Origin of the sequence: Nocardia sp. NPDC006630, from assembly GCF_040611495.1 — a bacterium.
Classification (GTDB): domain Bacteria; phylum Actinomycetota; class Actinomycetes; order Mycobacteriales; family Mycobacteriaceae; genus Nocardia.
On the sequence record NZ_JBEXOK010000011.1, the window covers coordinates 305,131 to 326,938 of the forward strand.

At 68.1% G+C, this 21,808-nt stretch carries 19 protein-coding genes; 10 read left to right on the forward strand and 9 right to left on the reverse strand.

The annotated features are described in order from the left end of the window. Positions 1-167: 167 nt before the first annotated feature. The 6 genes from ABZX86_RS31955 to ABZX86_RS31980 form a co-directional block, all read right to left on the reverse strand. On the reverse strand, positions 168-1,970 hold the full coding sequence (locus ABZX86_RS31955; RefSeq protein WP_355128969.1) for a penicillin-binding protein 2: 1,803 nt from the start codon (positions 1,968-1,970) through the stop codon (positions 168-170). A gap of 131 nt (positions 1,971-2,101) precedes the next feature. Next, positions 2,102-2,764: a hypothetical protein gene (locus ABZX86_RS31960; RefSeq protein WP_355128800.1), complete on the reverse strand. Its 663-nt coding sequence runs from the start codon at positions 2,762-2,764 to the stop codon at positions 2,102-2,104. A gap of 124 nt (positions 2,765-2,888) precedes the next feature. Further along, positions 2,889-3,869, reverse strand: a complete 981-nt coding sequence (rsmH, locus tag ABZX86_RS31965) for a 16S rRNA (cytosine(1402)-N(4))-methyltransferase RsmH (RefSeq protein WP_355128802.1) — start codon at positions 3,867-3,869, stop codon at positions 2,889-2,891. A gap of 226 nt (positions 3,870-4,095) precedes the next feature. After that, on the reverse strand, positions 4,096-4,527 hold the full coding sequence (mraZ, locus tag ABZX86_RS31970; protein ID WP_355128804.1) for a division/cell wall cluster transcriptional repressor MraZ: 432 nt from the start codon (positions 4,525-4,527) through the stop codon (positions 4,096-4,098). Positions 4,528-4,963: 436 nt separating this feature from the next. Then, positions 4,964-5,389: a DUF3040 domain-containing protein gene (locus ABZX86_RS31975; protein ID WP_355128806.1), complete on the reverse strand. Its 426-nt coding sequence runs from the start codon at positions 5,387-5,389 to the stop codon at positions 4,964-4,966. Positions 5,390-5,514: 125 nt separating this feature from the next. Next, positions 5,515-5,955 carry an SAV_6107 family HEPN domain-containing protein gene (locus ABZX86_RS31980; protein WP_327140971.1) on the reverse strand — a complete coding sequence of 147 codons (441 nt, stop codon included), beginning with the start codon at positions 5,953-5,955 and terminating at the stop codon, positions 5,515-5,517. A 187-nt stretch (positions 5,956-6,142) separates the two neighbouring features. On the opposite strand from ABZX86_RS31980, the gene ABZX86_RS31985 reads away from it, so the two are divergent. The 5 genes from ABZX86_RS31985 to ABZX86_RS32005 all read left to right on the forward strand — a co-directional run bounded on the left by ABZX86_RS31985 (position 6,143) and on the right by ABZX86_RS32005 (position 11,294). Beyond that, positions 6,143-6,754 carry an N-acetyltransferase gene (locus ABZX86_RS31985; protein WP_327146650.1) on the forward strand — a complete coding sequence of 204 codons (612 nt, stop codon included), beginning with the start codon at positions 6,143-6,145 and terminating at the stop codon, positions 6,752-6,754. Beyond that, entirely contained in the window at positions 6,751-8,319 is a 1,569-nt protein-coding gene (locus ABZX86_RS31990; protein ID WP_355128808.1) for an NAD(P)/FAD-dependent oxidoreductase, read from the forward strand. Before ABZX86_RS31985 ends, ABZX86_RS31990 begins: the two co-directional genes overlap by 4 nt. A 283-nt stretch (positions 8,320-8,602) precedes the next feature. Beyond that, on the forward strand, positions 8,603-9,358 hold the full coding sequence (locus ABZX86_RS31995; RefSeq protein ID WP_355128971.1) for a carotenoid biosynthesis protein: 756 nt from the start codon (positions 8,603-8,605) through the stop codon (positions 9,356-9,358). 131 nt (positions 9,359-9,489) lie between these two features. After that, a complete protein-coding gene (locus ABZX86_RS32000; RefSeq protein WP_327146651.1) occupies positions 9,490-10,137 on the forward strand; it encodes a DUF3153 domain-containing protein in 648 nt (215 codons plus the stop codon). Beyond that, positions 10,134-11,294, forward strand: a complete 1,161-nt coding sequence (locus ABZX86_RS32005) for a glycosyltransferase family 2 protein (protein WP_355128810.1) — start codon at positions 10,134-10,136, stop codon at positions 11,292-11,294. Before ABZX86_RS32000 ends, ABZX86_RS32005 begins: the two co-directional genes overlap by 4 nt. On the opposite strand, the gene ABZX86_RS32010 is transcribed toward ABZX86_RS32005, so the two are convergent. Both ABZX86_RS32010 and ABZX86_RS32015 read right to left on the reverse strand, forming a co-directional pair. After that, positions 11,295-12,116, reverse strand: a complete 822-nt coding sequence (locus tag ABZX86_RS32010; RefSeq protein ID WP_355128812.1) for a hypothetical protein — start codon at positions 12,114-12,116, stop codon at positions 11,295-11,297. A gap of 111 nt (positions 12,117-12,227) precedes the next feature. Continuing rightward, complete coding sequence (locus ABZX86_RS32015; RefSeq protein WP_355128814.1) at positions 12,228-13,226, reverse strand: methylenetetrahydrofolate reductase; 999 nt, start codon at positions 13,224-13,226, stop codon at positions 12,228-12,230. Positions 13,227-13,670: 444 nt separating this feature from the next. Here ABZX86_RS32015 and ABZX86_RS32020 point away from each other — a divergent pair, with 444 nt between their 5' ends. The 4 genes from ABZX86_RS32020 to ABZX86_RS32035 all read left to right on the forward strand — a co-directional run bounded on the left by ABZX86_RS32020 (position 13,671) and on the right by ABZX86_RS32035 (position 19,101). Further along, entirely contained in the window at positions 13,671-14,729 is a 1,059-nt protein-coding gene (locus ABZX86_RS32020) for a polyprenyl synthetase family protein (RefSeq protein ID WP_355128973.1), read from the forward strand. A 164-nt stretch (positions 14,730-14,893) separates the two neighbouring features. Then, the gene (gene crtI / locus ABZX86_RS32025; protein ID WP_355128816.1) at positions 14,894-16,531 is read left to right on the forward strand and encodes a phytoene desaturase family protein; all 1,638 of its coding nucleotides are present in this window, start codon (positions 14,894-14,896) and stop codon (positions 16,529-16,531) included. 144 nt (positions 16,532-16,675) lie between these two features. Then, positions 16,676-18,199, forward strand: a complete 1,524-nt coding sequence (locus ABZX86_RS32030) for an alpha-(1->6)-mannopyranosyltransferase A (RefSeq protein ID WP_355128975.1) — start codon at positions 16,676-16,678, stop codon at positions 18,197-18,199. Then, positions 18,196-19,101 (forward strand): phytoene/squalene synthase family protein, encoded by a 906-nt coding sequence (locus ABZX86_RS32035; RefSeq protein WP_355128818.1) that lies wholly within the window; start codon positions 18,196-18,198, stop codon positions 19,099-19,101. Before ABZX86_RS32030 ends, ABZX86_RS32035 begins: the two co-directional genes overlap by 4 nt. Before the next feature lie 175 nt (positions 19,102-19,276). On the opposite strand, the gene ABZX86_RS32040 is transcribed toward ABZX86_RS32035, so the two are convergent. Further along, positions 19,277-19,645 (reverse strand): Rv2175c family DNA-binding protein, encoded by a 369-nt coding sequence (locus ABZX86_RS32040; protein WP_355128820.1) that lies wholly within the window; start codon positions 19,643-19,645, stop codon positions 19,277-19,279. 116 nt (positions 19,646-19,761) lie between these two features. Between ABZX86_RS32040 and pknB the strand changes: the two genes are divergently transcribed. Then, entirely contained in the window at positions 19,762-21,738 is a 1,977-nt protein-coding gene (gene pknB, locus ABZX86_RS32045) for a Stk1 family PASTA domain-containing Ser/Thr kinase (protein WP_355128977.1), read from the forward strand. Positions 21,739-21,808 lie beyond the last annotated feature (70 nt).

Below are 21,808 nucleotides of genomic sequence, written 5' to 3' on the forward strand. Positions count from 1 at the left end.
GAAGCTCCTCTCCGGGATGTGGTCATAGCTGAAATCCGACGATGGGACTCGGATCGACGAGTCAGGTTACCTGTGTTCGAAAGCCGCGCGATCGGCACGGCGCAGTTCGGTCACCCGCCCGTGCACGCGCCGGGAGCGGTCTGCGTCACTGCCATCGTCTACCTGCTCTAACTCGCCTGCAGAATCAGTGGTTTGGCCGGTGGTGACGGCGGCACCCGATCACGCTGCAGCGCCCAGGACGCAATGCTGTGGAACAGCGGCGCAGCCGATCCGCCGCCGCTGCCGTCGGAGCTGCGCACCGGTGCGTCCAGCATCATGCCGATCACATAGCGCGGGTTGTCCGCGGGCGCCATACCGGCGAAGGTGATCCAGTAGCGGTCGTTCGAATAGCAGTGGCACTTCTGGTCGATCTGCTGCGCGGTACCGGTCTTGCCCGCCACCTGATAACCCTCGATGGCGGCCTGGGTTCCGGTGCCGGTCTGGTTGCCGCCCTGCGGATCCTTCTGCACGATCGCCTCGAACATCTGCCGCAGCGTCTGCGCCGTCTGCGGGCTGACCACCTTGACGCTGTCTGGCTGATCCTCTTCGGTGCGGGTGCCGTCCGGCGCGATCTTGGCCTTCACGATGCGCGGCGGAATCCGCACGCCGTCATTGGCGATGGCCTGGTACATCGAGGTCATCTGCAGGGTCGTCATCGAAAGTCCCTGGCCGATGGGCAGGTTCGCGAAGGTGGCGCCCGACCACTGATCCCGGGCGGGCAGCACGCCGGCGCTCTCACCGGGCAGGCCCACACCGGTGCGCTGGCCGATGCCGAACTTCTTGACCATGTCGTACCAGCGGTCCTCGCCGACGCGCTGCGCCAGCATGAGCGTGCCCACATTCGAGGACTTACCGAAGATTCCGGTGGTCGTATACGGCGCGACGCCGTGCACCCAGGCGTCGTTCACGGTGACACCGCCGAGGCTGATGCTGCCCGGAACCTGGTGCACCTCATCGGGAGTGGTGAGACCGTATTCGATGGCGGCGGCCGCGGTGACGATCTTGTTGACCGAACCCGGCTCGTACACCGACTGCACCGACGGATTGCCCAGATCGGACTGCGACCAATACTGCGGGCCCAGTGCGGGATTGAAGGTGGCGTCATTGGCCATGGCCAGCACCTGGCCGGTATGCGCGTCCAGCACGACCGCGGAGGCGGACTGCGCGCCGGACATGTCCTTGGCCTGCTGCACCTGCTGCTGCACGTAGTACTGCAGATCCGAATCCAGGGTCAGCTCAACGCCGTAACCGTTCACCGCGGGCAGCCGATCACGCCAGCTGCCCGGGATCACCGCACCGTCGGAACCGCGGTCATAGGTCATGGAACCGTCCGAGCCCGCGAGGATCGCATCCATCGCCGACTCCAGGCCGATCTGCCCGTGCCCGTCCCAGCCGGTCGCGCCGATCATATTGGCGGCCAGCGAACCACCCGGATATTCACGCATGTCCTGGCGCTCGGTGCCGACCTCGGGGAACTGCAGACTGATATCGGCCGCCACCTGCGGGTCCACATTGCGCACCAGATAGGAGAACGGATCATCGCTGCGCAGTTTGGTCAGCAGATCCTGCTCCGGTGCGTCATTGCCCAGCTTCTGGTGAATGTACTTGGCAATGGCCTGCAGCCGGTCATCCGGATCCGGCGCCGACGGGTTCTTGGTGTGCGCATCGGACAGCTCTTTACGCACCTTCACGGGCTGGAAGGTGAGCGCCTTCGCGGCAATGGTGAAGGCCAGCGATTTGCCGTAGCGGTCGGTGATCGGACCGCGGGTCGCGGGATCGGGCAGCTTCACCGTGCGCTGACTGGCCGCCTCCGCCGACAGGGTCGGCGCGGACCAGCTCTGAATCCACAGCAGTTGGGCGGCGGCCACCAGCAGCGCCAGCAGCATGACGAACCGGCCCACCCCGAACCGGAAGCGCGTCGAGGCGTCCATGCCGGGAGCGGCACGCGGCCGGGACGCACGCCCCGGCCCGGAACCCGCACGGCCGGAGGCGGTTCGGCTGCGGCCGGCGGCCGCACGTCCCCGGCCGGAGTCACGACCGCCGCGTACCGCGCGGGAAAAACTCATCGAGGCGTTCCGTTCGGCGCGGCCTGCAGGGCAGGTGACTGCGGCGCCTGCGCCGTCGTCGGCGCGGTAGTGGTGGTGGGCGGGTTGGGCGTCGTGGTGACCGGGACCAGCCGCTCACCCTGTGCCTGCACCAGCTTCGGCGGTTGCGCCACCGGCACCGGCGGCGTGGTGTTCAGCGGCGGGGCCGGGGAGCCCTGTGCCGGAATCGGATTGCCGACCACCGTCACCGAACCGTCCGGGGCCACCAGCAGGCGGGCCGGATCCTTCGCGGGGATCATGCCCAATTCCGCTGCGCGCGCGGCCAGTTCGGGCGCCGAATCGGCCGACTCCACCTCACGCTGCAGCGCCGCCCGCTCATCCGAGAGCTGCTGATTGACGCGCCTGGCATCACCCAGCTGATAGCTGTCCTCGGTGGAACGGGTGGTCAGCAGCAGCGTCACCGCCAGACCGCAGCCCAGCAGCGCGATAATGGTGGCCACGAACGACATCCGCCCGCGCGGCACGGATTCGCCGGTGCGCCGCAGCAATTGCGGCAGCTCGGTGCGCTCGCGACTGCGACGGCGCGCGTAAGCCCGTTGCGCCGCACCCGATTTCACCTGCTCCGCCGCCTGCACCCGACGAGCCCCCCGGCCCGTCGCCTGCGCCCTGATCGTCGTCATAGGGCGGCCCCTTCGCACGCCGGGCGCACGTGTGACCTCCGAGCCTGAAACTTCGCTGTATATATGCGGGCGTGCGCGGAGCCCTCCGTGGTTACGCTCCGCTGCCGCCTCCGGGCTTGACCGCTCACGCCTGCTCCTCCCCAACGATCCGTTCGGCTGCCCGCATGCGCACCGGAGTGGCCCGCGGATTGTCTTCGATCTCCTGCTCGGTCGCCTTCTCCGCACCGCGGGTCAGGATCTTGAATTCCGGTCCCATGCCGGGCAATTCCACGGGCAGGTCCAGCGGGGTCTTCGAAGCGGCACGCTTCGCCAACTCCGACTTGACCACCCGGTCCTCGAGAGATTGATAGCTCATGAACACGATCCGGCCACCGGGCGCCAGCGCGTCCAGCGCGGCCGGCACCGCCGCCTCGAGGGATTCGAGCTCCCGGTTCACCTCCACCCGCAGCGCCTGGAAGGTGCGCTTGGCCGGATGTCCACCGGTACGGCGGGCCGCGGCCGGAATGGCGTCGTAGAGCAGCTCCACCAGCTGCGCGCTGGTGACGAAGGGGGTTTTCTGCCTGCGGCGCAACACTTCCGAGGCGATCTTGCCCGCGAAGCGCTCCTCGCCGTAGACCTTCAGCACCCGGGCCAGATCGCCGTGCCCATAGGTATTGAGCACATCGGCGGCCGTGGGGCCGGTGCTGGAGTCCATCCGCATATCGAGCGGGGCGTCGATGGAGTAGGCGAAACCGCGTTCGGCCTCGTCGAGCTGCATGGAGGAGACACCGAGATCCATCAGAATCGCCTGCACGCTGCCGCGAGGCGGCAGACCGGCCTGCTCGAGCGCGGCGGCGATGCCGTCATACGTGGTGTGTACCAGCGTGATCCGGTTTTCGTAGGGGCGTAGTCGCTCCCCCGCCAGCTTCAGGGCCTCGGTATCGCGATCCAACCCGATCAGGCGAATATTCGGGTAGGTATGCAAGAAGTGTTCGGCATGGCCACCGAGTCCGAGTGTGCAGTCGAGATAGACGGCGCCATCGGAACCCAGTGCGGGACCGAGGATTTCGTCGGCGCGATCGAGGAGAACCGGGACATGGCGGGGACCGTCACTGCCTGGGTGCACCTTCGACCTCCCGGACCTCACATTTCGTCGCACGGCCACTGACGGGTCGCTTGCGATCGGACTCTGCACTGACAGTGAACTCTGCACTGAACGGTCGTATCTGCACTGATCAGTGGGTGGCCAATGCCCCAGGGTCTCTGACCGAAGCACGGCACCTGGCGTTGGGGAAGTACGTCAGGGTCCGCGTCGGGCAGAGGCCGCAGGGCACTCGCCTCGCTGTGGGCGCTTAGAAGATCTCGCCCAGCGACTCGTCTCCAGCCTGCGAGTAATCCTCCTCATGCTCGGCGAGGTAGGAATCCCACGCCGCCTTGTCCCATATTTCGAGGAAGTCGACCGAGCCGATCACCACACAGTCCTTGGAAAGGCTTGCGTAGCGCCGATGCTCAGCCGACAACACGATGCGGCCCTGTGCGTCCGGACGCTGCTCGTCCGAGGAGGCAGCCAGGGCACGGACGAATGCGCGAGCCTGCGGATTGCTTCGAGACGCGGCCGCAGCCCGCCGCGCAAGCGCGGTGAACTCGTCCTTCGGATATACGGCAAGGCTGTGGTCTTGACCCTTCGTGACCATCAACCCTCCCGCCAGCTCGTCCCGGAACTTCGCAGGCAACGTGAGTCGCCCTTTGTCGTCCAGTCGAGGGGTATAGGTACCGAGGAACAAGCCGCGACACCTCCTACCGAATCACCCTTCGACTGTTCGGTCTCCTGTAGTGCGCGCTCCACATTACCCCACTTTCCCCCACTTTCAATCGAAAGCGGCGGTGATCTCAGTCCCCGCTTGGCGAACTTCGCAGGTCACACCAGCTATCACCGTGGTGGGGAACTTTCGCCCCAGTTCCCCCGACACGCACGGCTCGCGGCGGAGGGCACCCGACAACAGTTAGCAAACACGCAGATAGCGCCCATTTCCGGCGAAAGTGGGCGCATGTGGGGGACCGCGGTGGGTGAGGGTGGGGAGGGCCGGCGGGGCATGGACACGCCGCAGAACTTCCACGAGAAACGCCGTGACGCCACACCTCAAATCGGTGTGGCGCCACGGCGTGTCGCGCTTGTTTCAGTTAGCCGATACAGCTGTCCGCCGGAGCGGAGCAGACCGATCAGTTGTCCTGCTCGAACCGGCGGCGGAACCGGTCCTCCATACGAGATGAGAACCCGCCCGACTTCTTCTGTCGACCCCGGCCGCCGCCGGGGTTGGCGCCCGCCGCAGGACTGCCCTCACCGCCGCGGCCGCCCTGGGAGGTCATCCCACGGCCACCGGACAGCAACAGCACACCTGCGCCGAACATGACAATGAATCCGATCAAGCTGATGATCGGGAAGTCGCCCAGCTTTATGGGCGCGGCGATGCCTGCCACGAGCAGAAACAGACCGAGGACGAACAAAGCCGCCGACTGTAATCTGCGCCGGCCGGTGGCGGAACGCAGGCGTCCGCCCCGAACCGTCGAGGCGAACTTGGGGTCCTCAGCGTAGAGCGCGCTCTCGATTTGTTCGAGCATGCGCTGCTCGTGCTCGGAGAGTGGCACGGTACCTCCCCCGGCACTAGGTGGTGGCGGTCGCCTCCGGGTAAGCGACAGATAGCCGACGTTGGCGGCTGTCTGCCATTAATAATACGAGTTCGATCAGAGAGCTACCACCTACTCGCCGATACTCAGGCCAGCATTCCGTCAACCCACCCCGTACCGGGACGCAATCGTGACGCTGCGGCCAGCAGATCTTCGACGTCATGCAGGAATGCGCCTACCCGCGAAGAGAACTCGTCGGCGCGTTGATCATCGATCGGCCGGGGCAGACCGGCCTCCAGCGCGGCCCGGGTTTCGGACTGGCCGGTGAAGTAGTCCGCCCACATCACGAATTCGGGGGCGGCGGCCTGCATGAGCACCCACGCATTGCGGGAACGCGCACGTGGCGCACGGTCCGCGCCGGTCAGAGCCAGCACGGCGCCGGCTCCGCGCAGGGCGGCCAGGTAGGCCGTGCGGAACCGTTCGGGCGGGTCCTGCTCCCCCGCCGCCTGCATGAGCAGACCGTCGGCGCGCCGCAGGAGTTCACCGGCACGCCCCGGATGGGCCGGACGTTGGTTGCTACCGGACATCGGGTACCTCCCCACTCGCATACCCGGACCACCATGAAGATCGAACAGGCATTCGAAGGTTTCAATTAAGTTGAATATAAAGACAGCCACCGACAAGTTCCGACGCTCGACCGTGAAAGCAACGCGGGACGGGATCGGCGCTATCGTCGGACCCACCGCCCGCGCTAACGAGAGCTGCGCCTGCCCGATGACCGCCGTCACCCCCAACACCACGCCCGCGCCCGTTGTCGTCGATCTCTCCGCGGCGACCATGCGCGCCCGGCTGCACGATGCCCTCGCGGTGTACGTCGCGGCCATGGACTACCCGCGCGGCACCGAACACCAGCGCGCACCCATGTGGGCCGAGCACACCACCCGGCCCGGCTGGCAGTCCGTGGCCGCGGTCCTACCCGACGACGACGGGCGGCTCGACCTGCGCACCGCGCCCATCGTCGCCATCGCCTACGGGTATCACGGTGCACCGCACCAGTGGTGGCATCAGCAGGTGTACAGCGGTATGCGGCGCACCGGCTGGCCGGAACACGCTGCGCGCGAACTGCTCTCCGATTACTTCGAATTGACCGAACTGCATGTGCATCCCGCCGCACAGGGGCGCGGCATCGGCGAGATCCTGCTCACCCGGCTGCTGCAGAACCGGCCGGAGCGCAGTGTGCTGCTGTCCACACCGGAGGTCGATGCCGAATCCAATCGCGCCTGGCGGCTCTACCGCCGGCAGGGATTCGGTGATGTGGTGCGGCATTTCATCTTCTCCGGCGACACCCGCAAGTTCGCGGTGCTGGGGCGGCGGCTGCCGCTGTGACGGTGGTGATCATCGGATCCGGTCACAATGCGCTGGTCGCGGCCTGTTATCTGGCGCGGGACGGGCATGCGGTCGAGGTGCTGGAACGCGATACCGTGCTCGGCGGGGCGGTGTCGACGGTGGAGCGGTTTCCCGGGCATCAGGTGGATCGCGGGTCCTCGGCGCACATCATGATCCGGCACACCGGGATCATCGAGGAGCTCGAGCTGGAGCGCTTCGGGCTGCGGTATATCGATTGTGATCCCTGGGCTTTCGCGCCCGCGCCGCCCGGGACCGACCTGCCGCCGATCGTGTTCCACCGTGATGTGGAACGCACCTGCGCGTCCATCGCCGCGGCCTGCGGGGCCGGTGATGCCGCCGCGTATCGGAAGTTCGTGCAGGTGTGGGGGCCGCGGACCGCGCGCGTCATGCGGTCGTTCGCCGGTGCGCCGACACCCGGGCGGCTGCTGCGGTCGTTCTGGGGGCTCGACGCGCAGGGCGGCGGGAGCGCGCTGTCGCGGGAGTTCCTGCAAAGCGGAGATGCGCTGCTGGACAGCTACTTCGACAGTGAGCGACTGAAGGCGGCACTGGCCTGGTGGGGTGCGCAGTCCGGGCCACCCATGTCCGAGCCCGGATCCGCGCCCATGGTCGGGTTCGCGGCGCTCATGCATACACTGCCGCCCGGCCGCGCCGTCGGCGGCAGCGGCGCGCTGGCCTCGGCGCTGGTGGCGCGGCTGCGGGCGGACGGTGGTGTGGTGAGTCCGGGCGATGCCGCCACCTCGCTGACCCGGTCGGGTAAGGGCTGGCGGGTCGGCACCGCGAGCGGGCGAAAACTGCACGCGGACACCGTGATCGCGGGCTCGCACATTCTCACCACGCTGGATCTGCTCGCGCAGGGCGGATTCGACGCGGACACCCTGGAGGATTGGCGGCGGCGCATCCGGGTCGGGCCCGGCATCGGCATGGTGGTGCGCGCGGCCACCACCGCGCTGCCGGAGTATCCCGGCGCCAAGGCCGCCGAATCCGCCACGGGGCTGCAACTTCTCGTCACCGATCGCGCTCAGCTGCGCCGCGCGCACGGCGCCGCGCTCGCCGGTGATCTTCCGCCGCGGCCCGTGGTGCTGGCCATGAGTTTCAGCGCCCTGGACCCCAGCATCGCCCCGCCGGGCGAGCACCAGCTTTCGCTGTGGGCGCAATGGCATCCGTACCGGCTCGCCGACGGCAGCTCCTGGACCGCGCACGCCGAGCATGAGGGCGATCGCATCATCGCCGAAGTCGATGCGCATGCACCGGGTTTCGCCGGCACCGTCCGCGACCGCTTCGTCCAGACCCCCGCCGATCTGGAACGCGAAATGGGCCTGCTCGGCGGCAATGTCATGCATATAGAAATGTCCCTGGACCAGATGTTCCTCTGGCGCCCCCTCCCCGAACTCTCGAACCACCGCGTCCCCGGCGCCCCCGGCCTCTACCTCACCGGCGCGTCCACCCATCCCGGCGGCGGCGTCTCCGGAGCCAGCGGCCGCAGCGTCGCCCACCTCGTCCACCGCGACCTCCGCCGTCCCCGCCTCCGCCTCCCCCGCCGATGAGCAGCGATCCAGCACTCACGAAGCCTCCCGCTATCTCGGTGCGGAAACTCACCGGTACCCAGGCTCCGAGCACGCTGTCGACACCGGGATCGGTCTCGACAGCAATGACACTCATGGCAAGAACCCTCGTCATCCCGGTGTGCTTGTGGCCGGGATCCACTGTGAATTCCGGCCACAAGCACGCCGGAATGACGAGGCTCGCGTGACCGAAACCGTGAATCGGGTCTTACGCGGACCCGGGTGGGTGACGCAGCGTGCTGTGATCGTCGCGGCGGTACCCGCGATGTTGTTGGTACTGGTGCAGATTGCTTATCCGTTGACACACGGCGTGGCGCGGGATCGGGTGACGGTCGCCGTTGTGCTTTTATCCGCCGCTACGGCGCTGGTGCATGCGGGGTTGACGCGTGGAGTGCGGTGGGCGGCAGGGCTGTTGGTGATTGTCTCCGGGATCGGGCTGATAGCCGAGATTGTGGGGACCACCACCGGTGTGCCGTTCGGATGCTACGAGTACGCCAGTGGGCGGCTGGGGGCGGCGGTGGCGGAGGTGCCGCTGGTGGTGCCGCTGGCATGGACCGGTGGGGTGTATCCGGTATGGGTGGCGGTGCGGTTGGCGAGTTCGCGTGCGGGGGTGCGGGTTTCGCTCACCGCGCTGGGGGTTGTCGGGTGGGATCTGTTTCTGGATCCGCAGATGGTGGCGGACGGGCAGTGGCGGTGGAATTCCGGGCTGCCGGGATTGCCGGGGCTGGGGCAGATTCCGTATACGAATTATCTGGGGTGGTTCGCGGTGGCGCTGGTGATGGCCGGACTGCTGGAGCTGTGGGATCGGACGGCGCCGGACAGCGGTGCGGCGCGGGTGGTGCCGGTGGCGGTATTCCTGTGGACCTGGCTCGGTTCGACATTGGCGCACGCGGTGTTCCTGGGGTTGCCGGTGTCGGCGGCGTACGGGTTCGCGGGGCTCGGCGTGGTGGGATTTCCGCTGGTTCGGGGGCTCCGGGCCCGTCGAATCACACTGCGGCCCCTGGGCCATGGCACGATGTGACCGTGCCGAGTCCGATCACCCCCACAGCAGACGACACGCTCGAGTCCGCGGCACCGCCGCCGTCGCCGGTCCGGCGATCGCGTCGGTGGGTGCGCATATCGGCAGTCCTGCTCTTCGCGGCCCTGGCCGTCATGCTGACCGGATGCCTGCGTGTGCAGGTGTCGATGGGCGTCTCCTCCAACGACCGGGTGTCCGGCCGCATTGTGGCCGCCGCCGTCCCGCAGAACGACAAGGACAAGGGCCCGCAGCTCAAGGCCCCCGACGCGCTCGCCTCCAAGGTGCGGGTGGACCCGTACTCGCAGGACGGATACGTCGGCAGTCAGGTCTATTTCGACGATCTCACCTTCGGTGAGGTGCAGCAGCTCGGCGGGCTCTCCGACCAGACCCAGGGCATGTTCAACCTGCAGTTCAACCGGGTCGGCGATCTGGTCACCCTCACCGGGCGGGTGGATCTGAAGAGTCTGCCGCCGCAGGGCTCCGATGTGCAGCTGACCGTTGCCTTCCCGGCCCGCATCGCCACCACCAACGGCACCCGCGAGAGCGATTCCGAGGTGAGCTGGAAGCTGCCCGCCGGTGATGTCACCTCGCTGCACGCCGAAGTCGGCTATGCGGACCCGAATACGCGCTCCTTCGCGGGCTGGGCCGGGATCGTCGGTGGTCTCACCCTCGCGGTGGCGGCCGTGGTGGCCGTGCTCGCGTACATGACCCGCAATCCCGATCCGCCGGCGTACGTGCGCGCGGCGCGCTGGATTCGCAACAGCCGCAATACCCGCGTGTGACCCTGCGTTCCGGGGAGTTCGCGGTCCGAGCCGGAACCGTGATCGCCGGACTGGGTGCGGTGACCGCACTGCTCAATCGAATCACGCTGCGGCAGTTGCGCGGTGGGAGTACGACGGTGACCGAAGCGGTCACCGTCTGCGTTCCCGCCCGCAACGAGGCCGATCTGCTGCCCGGACTGATTGCGGATCTTCGTGCGCAGCAGGGTATTCCGCAGCTGCGGGTACTCATCCTCGATGACGATTCCACCGATGACACCTACAGTGCGGCGCTCGAGGCCGTGGGCGCTGACGAGCGATTCACGGTGCAGCGCAATGAGATAGCACCCGCCCCTGGCTGGACCGGCAAAAATGCCGCCTGTGCGCTCCTGGCCGAACTCGCGACCGTCCAGGCGCCCGGTGCCCTCGTCTTCCTCGACGCGGATGTGCGGCTGACCCCGGGGGCGGTGGCCGCTGCGGTCGCCGAATTGCGGCGGGCACAGGCGAGTTCGCTGTGCGCGTGGCCACGACAGCGGGCTCAGACCACGGCCGAGCGCCTGGTGCAGCCGCTGCTGTGCTGGTCCTGGGCCGGTACCTTGCCGCTGATCCTCGGCAATCGGAGTCTGCGGTCGTCGATGGCGGTGGCCTGCGGGCAGTTCCTGGTCTTCGATGCCGCCGACTATGGCGCGCTCGGCGGGCATGCGGTGGTGGCGGACCGGATCACCGAGGATCTGGCCATCACCCGCGCCCTGCGGCGGTCCGGGCGACGCACCGTGCTGGTCGCCGGCGGGCAGCTCGCCGAGACCCGGATGTACCGGGACGCAAAGGAACTCGAACAGGGCTACAGCCGGTGGCTGTGGACCGCTTACGGTGGCCCTGCGGGCAGTGTCGCCGTCGCGGCCTTCCTGGCGCTGGGCTACTGGGTGCCGCCCCTCGCCGCGCTGGCGGGACGGGGACGGACGCGCCGACTGGGACTAGTGGGCTACGCCGCCGCCGTCACCGGCCGCCTGCTGGCCCGTTCGACGGAGAGCGGCGGCAGCCTCACTCCTGCGGATGCCCTTGCAGCCCTGGCACATCCGGTCGCCATAGCCGCCTACCTGCGATTGTCAGCGAAGTCACATCTGGCTCACCGTAGCGGCACCCTGTCTTGGAAAGATCGGGCCCTCAACAACACTCGCTGATCAGGGCACGGGTGTGACACCGACGGTCGGGAAGAAGAAGCAGGACCGGCTGCCATTGTTGACCACACCGAATACGGCGGCCAGCACGGTGCCGGAGCCGGTGTTCACCGGGACCGCGCGCACACCACCCGTCGGCAGCGAGCCCGCGAAGAAGTCGTGCACCGCCTGCGCCACCATGGGCCGGAGCTCGCCCGGAACCTGCGGCGGGATCATGGCATTGAGCACATCCGACAGCGAGCCCATGGGCGTGAAACCGCCGTGGCCCGTGGTGAGATTGAGCCAGGCCACCTGCATGCCCGAGGTGTCCGTGCCGTCCTGGTTCAGGCCGTACGGTACGAAGGCGAACATGGTCTGACCCGCCTTGACGGCCGAAAGATCCAGTCCCGGAATGGAAAACGCGAGCTTCGGCCAGGGGCCGGGGATGGCGCCGGCAATGGCGGGGGCGAGCCCGAGGGTGGTGCCACCCACGCAGAACGGCGCCGCGGTCGGGTACAGGAAGGGCTCGACGCCCAATTGCTGTAGCCCGTCCAGGGTTTGGCTGTAGGCGGCGAACCAGTCCGAGGGTGCGGCGGCCTGTCCGGCACGGGCGAGAGCGGAGACGAGTGCGGCCGTGGCGTGCGGGTCGATCCCATTGGCCATGGCGGCCGCGGCGCCCTTCGCCAGCGCGATATTGATCCCGTCCGCCGGAGCACTCCCGTCGGCGGTCGCGGCTGCCGGAGGATTGCCGGGGACATCGGGCGCGGCGTGCGCCGGGCCTGCCGCCAGCACCGCGCAGGCGCCGACTGCGCCTGCGATGCGTACGAGGTTGTGCAACATGGGCATGAGCGTCTCCTCAACATCGCGGTCGAGGTCGCACATTACTCCGCTGACCAGCACATTCCGGATATTTAACCCGGCAAGCCGGAGCGGACCCCCAGGCCCGGCCGACCGCGATCAGGCGTGCGCGGGAGCCGCGGAGACGGTGTAGCCGAGGTTCGCGAGCACTTCGCTGGTGGTCTTGGCGAAGTTCAGGGTGATGAAGTGCAGGCAGGGTGCGCCCTCGTCGATGAGGCGCTGGGCCATCTCGGTGGCGATCTCGATACCGGCGGCGCGCACGGCGGCGCGGTTCTCCTCCGGACCGTCACCGGCCGCCAGGTGCAAGCGCCGCAGCACCGATTCGGGCAGTTCGCGGCCCGAGAGTTCGACGGCGCGCTCCACCGTGCGCAGTGAGGTGATGGGCATGAGCTCCGGAATGATCGGCTTGGCGCCGGCGACCGGATCGATCCGGGCCACGCGGTCGCGCAGCCGGAGGTAGTGCTCGGGATCGAAGAACATCTGGGTGATCGAATACTCCGCGCCCGCACGCAGTTTCGCCACCAGATGCGCGGTGTCCTGATCCAGATCGGTGGAGCGCGGATGGCCCTGCGGGAACGAGGCCACACCCACGTGGAAGTCGCCGAGATCGCGCACCATGCGCACCAGCTCCTCGGCGTACTCGACACCCTCGGGGTGCTGGATCCACTCACCGAGCGGATCGCCCGGCGGATCACCGCGCAGCACCAGCAGATTGCGAATACCCGCATCCGCGTACGCGCCCACGATCGAACGCAATTCGGCAATGCTGTGATCCACGGCGGTCAGATGCGCCACCGTCAGCAGCGTCGTCTCCTGCGCCAGCTGTCCGGTCACCCGCACCGTGCGATCGCGGGTGGACCCGCCCGCACCGTAGGTCATGGACACGAACGCCGGATGCAGCCGCTCGAACTCCCGGGCCGCCCGCCACAACCGCGCCTCCGCCGCCGCATCCCGCGGCGGATTGAACTCCACCGAGAACGGCACCGACCCATCCGGACGCGGCCCGAGCTGCTGAACTATGGAGCGAGTTCCGGACCCTTGCGGTGTGCGGGAAACTCGGCCAGGGGTCGAATATCCCCGTACATTGTCGAAACTCACGCCCTCAGTTTAAGGGCACAACCCCCACCACCTCCCCGGACCCGACCCACCCCGCCGCGCCGCACCACCATTTCCCGCTCCGGGCCGGGAAATATGACCCCAGGAAGTCCGAAAGGCGGCGGAGCTACCACCCACCCGAGTCTCCAACGCAACGACTCGATTTCGCGACCTTCGGGTAGCTCCCCGGGCACCCCGATACCCCGTCCCCACCCAACGTCACTACGGGTGCACGGCCGGTCAGGTACCCCGCCGCCCGCGAAAGTTCCGGAGAGGCGGCACAGGCTAGAGTCGTTGCCGAACCCCCTGGCCCCGCGTTGATCGTGTTTCGCGGCGCCGGCTGTTCCCGTGAACGCGTCGCGCCCGAGAGTGCGGCACACACCTCAGGAGGATCCCCTGTCCGCCGGACCCGGTACCCCGACGCGCCACCCGGTCGGCGCGGGATCAATCGTCGCCGCTGTCGAGGAGCGACTCGCTCATTTCTTCGTCACTCGCCGCGAGTACATCGCGCCGCTGGGGCCGGTGGTCATCGACGCCGCGCGGGCGCTCGAGAATTTTGTGCTGCGGGGCGGTAAGCGCACCCGGCCCGCCTTCGCCTGGACCGGCTGGCTCGGCGCGGGGCACAGTGCCGACGATCCGGAGGCGGATGCGGTGCTGACCGCCTGTGCGGCACTGGAATTGGTGCAGGCGGCGGCGCTCATCCACGACGACATCATCGACTCCTCGCGGACCCGGCGCGGATTCCCCACGGTGCATGTGGATTACGAGACCCGCCATCGCGACGGGCAGTGGGCGGGCGACTCCGCGCACTACGGGGCGAGCATTGCCACCCTCATCGGCGATCTGGCGCTGGCCTGGGCCGATGACATGACCCGCGATGCCGGGCTCGATCCGGCGGCGCTGCACCGGTTCGGCCCGGTGTGGGCGGCCATGCGCACCGAGGTGCTCGGCGGGCAGATGCTCGATATCCACGGCGAGGCCGGTGGCGACGAATCCGTCGAGGCGGCGCTGCAGATCAATCGCTTCAAAACGGCCGCGTACACCATCGAGCGCCCACTGCACCTGGGTGCGGCGCTCGCCGACGCCGATCCGGAACTGATTGCCGCCTACCGCGAATTCGGCACCGATATCGGCATCGCCTTCCAGCTGCGTGACGACCTGCTGGGCGTATTCGGCGACCCGGCGGTCACCGGCAAACCCTCCGGCGACGATCTGCGCGAGGGCAAGCGCACCGTGCTCATCGCCGAGGCCCTGCGCCGCGCCGACCTCTCCGATCCGCCCGCCGCCGCACTGATCCGCAGCAGCCTCGGCACCGACGTCACCCCCGACGAGGTCACCGAATTGCGCCGCATCCTCACCGATCTCGGTGCGGTGGACGCGGTCGAAGAGCGCATCGCCGGCCTCACCGACCAGGCCCTCGCAGCGCTGGATGCCAGCACGGCCACCGCGGACGCCAAGCGCCAACTGCGCGCCATGGCGCTCGCCGCCACCGCGCGGTCCTACTGACCACATGACGAGAGGGGGCGCTCGCGCAGGGATTGGCAGTAACCCTCACAGTCAAGGCACCAACGGCACCCGGGGCGATATCCACAAGCGGCGCGCCGGGACTACGAGGCGCGGTCCCACGAGAAGCCAGCGGGGCGCGGTACCGACCAGGAAGTTGTTGTGGCATGAAAACGGTTGCGGGGCAGACCGATCAGGTTGTGGTTGTGGGTGCGGGGTTGTCCGGGCTGGCGGCGGCGCTGCATCTGGCAGGGGCCGGGCGGCGGGTGACGGTGCTGGAGCGGGCCGATCATCCGGGTGGGCGGGTCGGGCTGTATCGCGGGGACGATTACGAGATCGACTCCGGGGCAACGATTCTGACCATGCCGGAGTTGATCGACGAGGCGCTGGGGGCGGTCGGGCATACCCGCGAATCGGTGGGTTTGGAGATTCTCGCCATGGCCCCGGCCTATCGGGCGCGGTTCGACGACGGGTCCGTGGTCGGCGTGTATTCGGATCCGGCCGAGATGACGGCCGAGGTCACTCGGGTGCGGGATGCCGCTGCGGGACAACGGTATCGGCGACTGCGCGGGTGGTTGCAGGGCATCTACGAATCCGAGTTCGCGCAATTCATGGACACCAACTTCGATTCACCGCTGGATATGGTGCGCTATCCGCACAAGCGCACCGCACTCCTGAAGCTGGTGCGGCTGGGCGGTTTCGGGCGGCTCGGACCCCGGGTGCGCACGCTCATGGGCGATGAACGGCTGGCACGATTGTTCAGCTTCCAGGCCCTCTTCGCGGGCACGGCGCCCGATCAGGCGCTCGCGGTGTACGGCGCGATTCCGTATATGGACACCTGCCTGGGCGTGTACTACCCGGTCGGCGGCATGCGCGCGATCGCCGACGCCCTCGCGCGCGCCTTCACCGCGGCGGGCGGCACCCTCGAATTGCGCACCGAGGTCACCGGAATCGACTACACCGGCCGCCGTGCCACCGGCGTACGCACCGCCGACGGCCGCACCCTGCCCTGCGATGCCGTGGTGGTCACCGCCGATATCGGCAGCCTGGAACGCTTCGGCCTGCGCCGCCGCCGCGGCTTGCGCGCCTCCCCGTCCGCCGTGATCGCACACGGCACGGTTCCGGCCGAGATCGCCGCGACCTGGCCGGTGCAGGCCCACCACACCATCGACTTCGGCCGGGAGTGGGACCGCACCTTCACCGAGATCGCGGCGCGGCCGGGGTGGCGGGGTGGGAGCACACACGGCAACGGCAAGCTCATGAGCGATCCGTCACTGCTGCTCACCCGGCCCGCACTCACCGACCCGAGCCTCTACATCGACCGCGCGCAACAGCGCATCGACGCCGCCGGGCACCTCACCGGCACCGTCCGCCACGAACCGCTGTCACTGCTGGCCCCCTGCCCCAACCTCGATGCCGCACCGCTCGATTGGGACCGGCTCGGCCCGTTCTACCTGCGCGAACTCCTGCAAATCCTGGAAGATCGCGGGTACCAGGGCATTTCGGAGCATTTCCGCATCGACCACCTGGACACGCCGCGGACCTGGAAGGACCGGGGCATGCTCGCGGGCACCCCGTTCTCGGCCGCGCACCTGTTCCGGCAGACCGGCCCCTTCCGCACCCGGAACCTGGTGCGCGACCGGGATAATGTGGTTCTCGCCGGGTCGGGTACCGTGCCTGGCGTAGGCGTACCCACCGTGCTGCTGTCCGGGAAACTGGCCGCGACACGCATCACAGGTGATCTGCGACATGCCCGGGCTGCAAGCTCACCTGCCGGGGCGGTAGCACTGCCGCACAACCACTAGACTGACCGGCGTCCTGAACCTAGCGGCGGGCGCCGCCGACCTTTCCGGGGGGAACGACCACCGATGCCGACCCCCGATATGGAATTCACCACGACTATCGACCCGCTCCCCGTCATTTCCCCCGGCGCAGTGTCGCATTCCCGAATGCGCAATGCCGGCGATTTCGCGCGCAGCCCCGAGGGTAAAGCCGCACTGCTCGGCTTCTTCGGCGCACTCATGATCACCTTCGGCGGTTTCGGCGCGGGCAGTGTGCGCCGCAACGATCCGCTGCTGGAGACCGCACATCTGTCCTGGCTGCGCTTCGGCCACGGCTACGCGCTCTCGACGGTGTTCGTGTGGATCGGCGTGCTGGCCATGATCACCGCGTGGGTGCGGCTGGGCCGGGCCACCATCGGCACCGTCCCCCATGCCTCGGTGACGCTGAACGAACTGCGCGCCATCGTCGGCATCTGGATCTTCCCGCTGCTGTTCGCGGTGCCCATGTTCTCCCGCGACGCGTATTCGTATCTGGCGCAGGGCGCGCTGCTGCGCGACGGCTTCAATCCGTACCAGGTCGGGCCGGTGGTGAATCCCGGTGTGCTGCTGGACAATGTGAGCCCGGTGTGGACCACCACCACCGCGCCGTACGGGCCGATCTTCCTGCTGCTGGCGCGCGGCATCACCTCCATCACCGGAGAGAATGTGGTGGCCGGGACCATCGCGCTGCGCCTGGTCATGCTGCCGGGGCTGGCGCTGATGATGTGGTCGGTACCGCATCTGACCAAACATCTGGGCGGTAAGCCGACCACCGCGCTGTGGCTGGCGGTGCTCAACCCGCTGGTGCTGATCCATCTCATCGGCGGCGTGCACAACGAAATGCTCATGGTCGGGCTCATGGCCGCCGGTATCGCGCTGGTACTCGAACACCATCACGTCGGCGGCATCGTGGTCGTCGCCATCGGCGTGGGCGTGAAAGCGACGGCGGGCATAGCCCTGCCATTCCTGGTGTGGATCTGGATGATTCACGAACGCGAACGCCGCGCCGCCCAGGGCGAGGCCGAACTACCGCATCCCGCGGTCATGTTCGCCAAGATCGCCGGACTCGGTGTCGCGGTGTTCTGCGCCGTCTTCGTGGCCGCCTCCGCGCTGGCCAATGTGGGCATCGGCTGGCTGACCGCGCTGTCCGGCTCGAAGAAGATCATCAACTGGCTGTCGCTGCCGACGATCATGGCGCACATGGTCACCTGGGTGACACCGCTGCGCATGGAATCGGTGCTGTCGGTGACCCGCATGATGTGCGCCGGTGCGCTGGTCGTGGTGCTGGCGTGGACCTGGTGGCGCTTCCGGCACACCGAACGCGAAGCGGTGCTGGGCATTCTCATCGCCTTCGTGGCGATCGTGATCCTGTCCCCCGCCGCGCTGCCCTGGTACTACTCGTGGCCGCTTGCCCTGGCCGCCGGATTCGCGCTGTCCACCACCACCCTGCAGTGGTTGGTGGGGCTGTGCACCTGGCTCATGCTGGTATTCCAGCCGGACGGGTCCATCGGCCTCTACAACTTCTGGCATGTCGCGCTGGCCACCTTCGCGGCCGTGGTCGCGGCGGTCTCGCTGCGCACCGTCGATCCGCTCAAGCTCAGCGCGCATGTGCCACAGCCTGCGAACATCGGCCCGCCGCCCACCCCGGCATGAGTTCGGCCGAACTCGCACTCGCCTACCGGGACTGCCGCCGCATTGCCGCCGAACACGGCCGCACGTACTTCCTCGCCACCCGGCTGCTGGAATCCGAGCGAAGACCAGCCGTGCACGCGCTCTACGCGTTCGCGCGCATGGTGGACGACATCGTCGACGACAGTGCGGCGGTGACGCGGGCCGAATATTCGGCGGCGCACTTGGATCGGATCGAACACGAACTGCGCGGGCGGCTGGCCCAGGCGCCCGCCGAGTCCACCGCGGACCGCATCCTGCTGGCCGTCTCCGACACCATCCGGCGCTATGACATTGCGGCCGAGCACTTCTGGGTATTCCTGGACTCCATGCGCATGGACATCCCCGGCAGCCCGCAATACCGCGACCGATACCCCACCATGGACGCGCTGCGCACCTACATGCGCGGCAGCGCCGCCGCCATCGGCCTGCAACTGCTGCCGGTGCTGGGCACCGTCGTCCCGATCGCCGAGGCCGAACCCGCCGCCGCGGCCCTCGGAGAAGCCTTCCAGCTCACCAATTTCCTGCGCGATATCGCCGAAGACCTCGACCGCGGCCGCCGCTACCTCCCCGCCGACGAACTGGCCGCCTTCGGCGTCGACGACGACCTCCTCCAGCACTGCCGCAAAACCGGCCGCACCGACCAGCGCGTCCGCCGCGCCCTGGCCCACCTGATCGCCGTCAACCGCGACATCTACCGCACCGCAGTCCCCGGCATAGACCTGCTCACCCCCCGCGTGCGCCCCGCCATCCGCACCGCCGCCACCCTCTACAGCGGCATCCTCGACGAAATCGAACACACCGACTACGCCGTCTTCACCCGCCGCGCAGCAGTCCCCCGCCACCGCCGACTACGCGTAGCCGCAAGGGAATTCGCCCTCGCCTAGATCCCGATTCCCGTCACTCCGCAGGCCAGTACCTCGTTACCCAACGGGACAACTGATTTCGCACCGTTCGGGGTAACTCGTCGGGTACCCCCAAAAGTCGCGCCCCTCCCCACCGTCGGCCCGGTGCGCAACGCACGGGGCTCCCCACGACCGGCAAAAGGTCCGGGGAGGCGGGTTAGAACGGGTCTGCGGCCGCTCGGCGGATTACCTCGCGGGCGAGGTCGCCGTGCAGGGCGTCGATGGGACGGCCGGGGAGGGAGTCGTCCTCGGTGTAGATCCACTCGAGGATTTCCTCGTTGGTGTAGCGGCTGTCGCGCATGACCGTGATCAGGGGGGTGACATGTTTGGCGATCGCGCCGGTGGAGTCGAAGAACTCCTCGGGGATGCCGATCACACCGTTGCGGCGGACCGCGATGAGCTGATGCTCGCGCAGCAGTGCGTGCACCCGGGTCACGGCCATCCCCATCAGCTCGGCCACATCGGGCAGAGCGAGCAGGGTCACCGAATCCGGCAGGACATCATCGCTGTAGGGAATGGCACTCACGGCCGTAACGGTAGTCGGTCGGGTCGCTACGGACGCATCACACCCCGACCCGACTACCATCGGGTGAGCCGCACAGGGCGGATCGGAAGTCGGAAGGGTTGCTGTTGATCGGCCAGATGCTGGAAGGGCGCTACCGCATCGACGCGCCGATCGCGCGCGGCGGCATGTCCATGGTCTTCCGGGGAGTGGACACTCGCCTGGATCGACCGGTCGCCATCAAGGTGATGGACCCCAAGTTCGCCCATGATCCGCAATTCCTCCAGCGGTTCGAACTGGAGGCCCGCGCGGTCGCCAAGCTCAAGCATCCGGGTCTGGTCGCCGTGTACGACCAGGGCGTGGACGGGGATTACCCCTTCCTGATCATGGAGCTCGTCGAGGGCGGCACGCTGCGCGAGCTACTACGCGAACGCGGACCCATGCCCCCGCACGCGGTACGCGCGGTTGCCGAACCGGTGCTGGCCGCCGTCGGCGTCGCGCACGCGGCCGGGCTGGTGCACCGCGATATCAAACCGGAGAACGTGCTCATCTCCGACTCCGGAGAAGTCAAGATCGCCGATTTCGGCCTGGTGCGCGCTGTGGCCTCGGCGAATATCACCTCGGCCAGCGTGATTCTCGGTACCGCGGCCTATCTCTCGCCCGAGCAGGTCACCAGCGGCAGCGCCGATGCGCGCAGCGATGTGTACTCCGCCGGCATCCTCATCTTCGAAATGCTCACCGGGCGCACCCCGTTCAACGGCGACAGCTCCATTTCGATCGCACTGCAGCGGGTCGAGAAGGATGTGCCCAGCCCCGGCCGGCTCATCGGCGGCGTCCCACCGGAATTCGACGAACTGGTCGCACACGCCACCGCGCGCGAACCTTCGCACCGATTCGCCGATGCCACCGAGATGGCGGGCGAATTGCGGCGCATCGCACGGGAACTGCAGCTGCCGGACTACCGCGTGCCCTCCCCCACCGAATCCGCCGAGCATATGAGCGCCCGCTACCAGGTCGCGCCCGTAACGCCCCCGCCCGCACGGCAGGCGCCCGCGCGCCACACACCCGCCGCGACCGAGGCGACCACCCGGATTCCCGCCGATCCGCCCACACAACATATGGCGCAGCAGCAGCACACCCGGGTCATGACCGCCGCGCGCGAGCTACCGCCCGAGTACGCCCCGCCCCCGGGACCGCCTGGCAGAGAACGCAATCCGCGGTCGGACCTGATCGAGAATCGCGGCAAATCCCGGCGCACCGTCTTCATCTGGCTCGGCATCGTCATCACCCTCGCGCTCCTGCTCGGCATCGGCGGCTGGTGGCTAGGGGTGGGCAGATACTCGGCGGTGCCGTCGATCGCCGGGCTCGACAGCCAGCGGGCGGTCACCACGCTGCAGGATGCCGGATTCAAGACCGAGACCAGACAGAAAGCGTCCGACATCATTCCGGTCGGCAATGTGGTCGGCACCGATCCGGCCGCCGGAACGAAGGTCGTCAAAGGCTCGACGGTCGCGGTACTGGTCTCGAGCGGTAAACCGAAAGTCCCGGAAATCACTGCGGGACAGGACGTTGCCAGTGTCGAGAAGGCGATCAGAGATGCCGGGCTGATCCCGGTCGAATCCGGGGACGTGGGCAGTACCGCCCCGAAAGGCACTGTCGCCAAAGTCGATCCGGCCCCCGGCACCGTCCTGCCCGCCGGGGGCAGCGTGAAGGTGTACCGCAGCAAGGGCGTCGTCTCGGCCAAGGTCCCCGATGTGAGCGGTAAGACCGAGGACGAGGCCAAGGCGGTGCTGCAGAAGGCCGGAATCACCGTGCAGGACACCAGAGCCGAGTACAACGGGAAGGTCAAGGCCGGGCAGGTGATCGGCACCGACCCGGCCGCCGGCTCCACCGTCGACTCCGGCACCGTCACCCTGATCGTGAACAATGCCGTCGAAGTCCCGAATCTGCTCGGCTCCAGCGTCGCCAGCGCCCGCAGCAAACTGCAGGCCCTGGGCTTGCAGGTCACGGTGCGTCAGCTGGCCAATAACGACGGTTCGATCGTCATCTCCCAATCCACCGCTCCCGGCGGGAATGTGGAATCAGGATCCACCATTACGATCGTCGCACTGCCTTAGCAATCTTTCGCTCTGCCATCACCCGCTCCGCCATTGAAGCGAATAGCGCCGAAAGAGAAGGGCCCGGAAC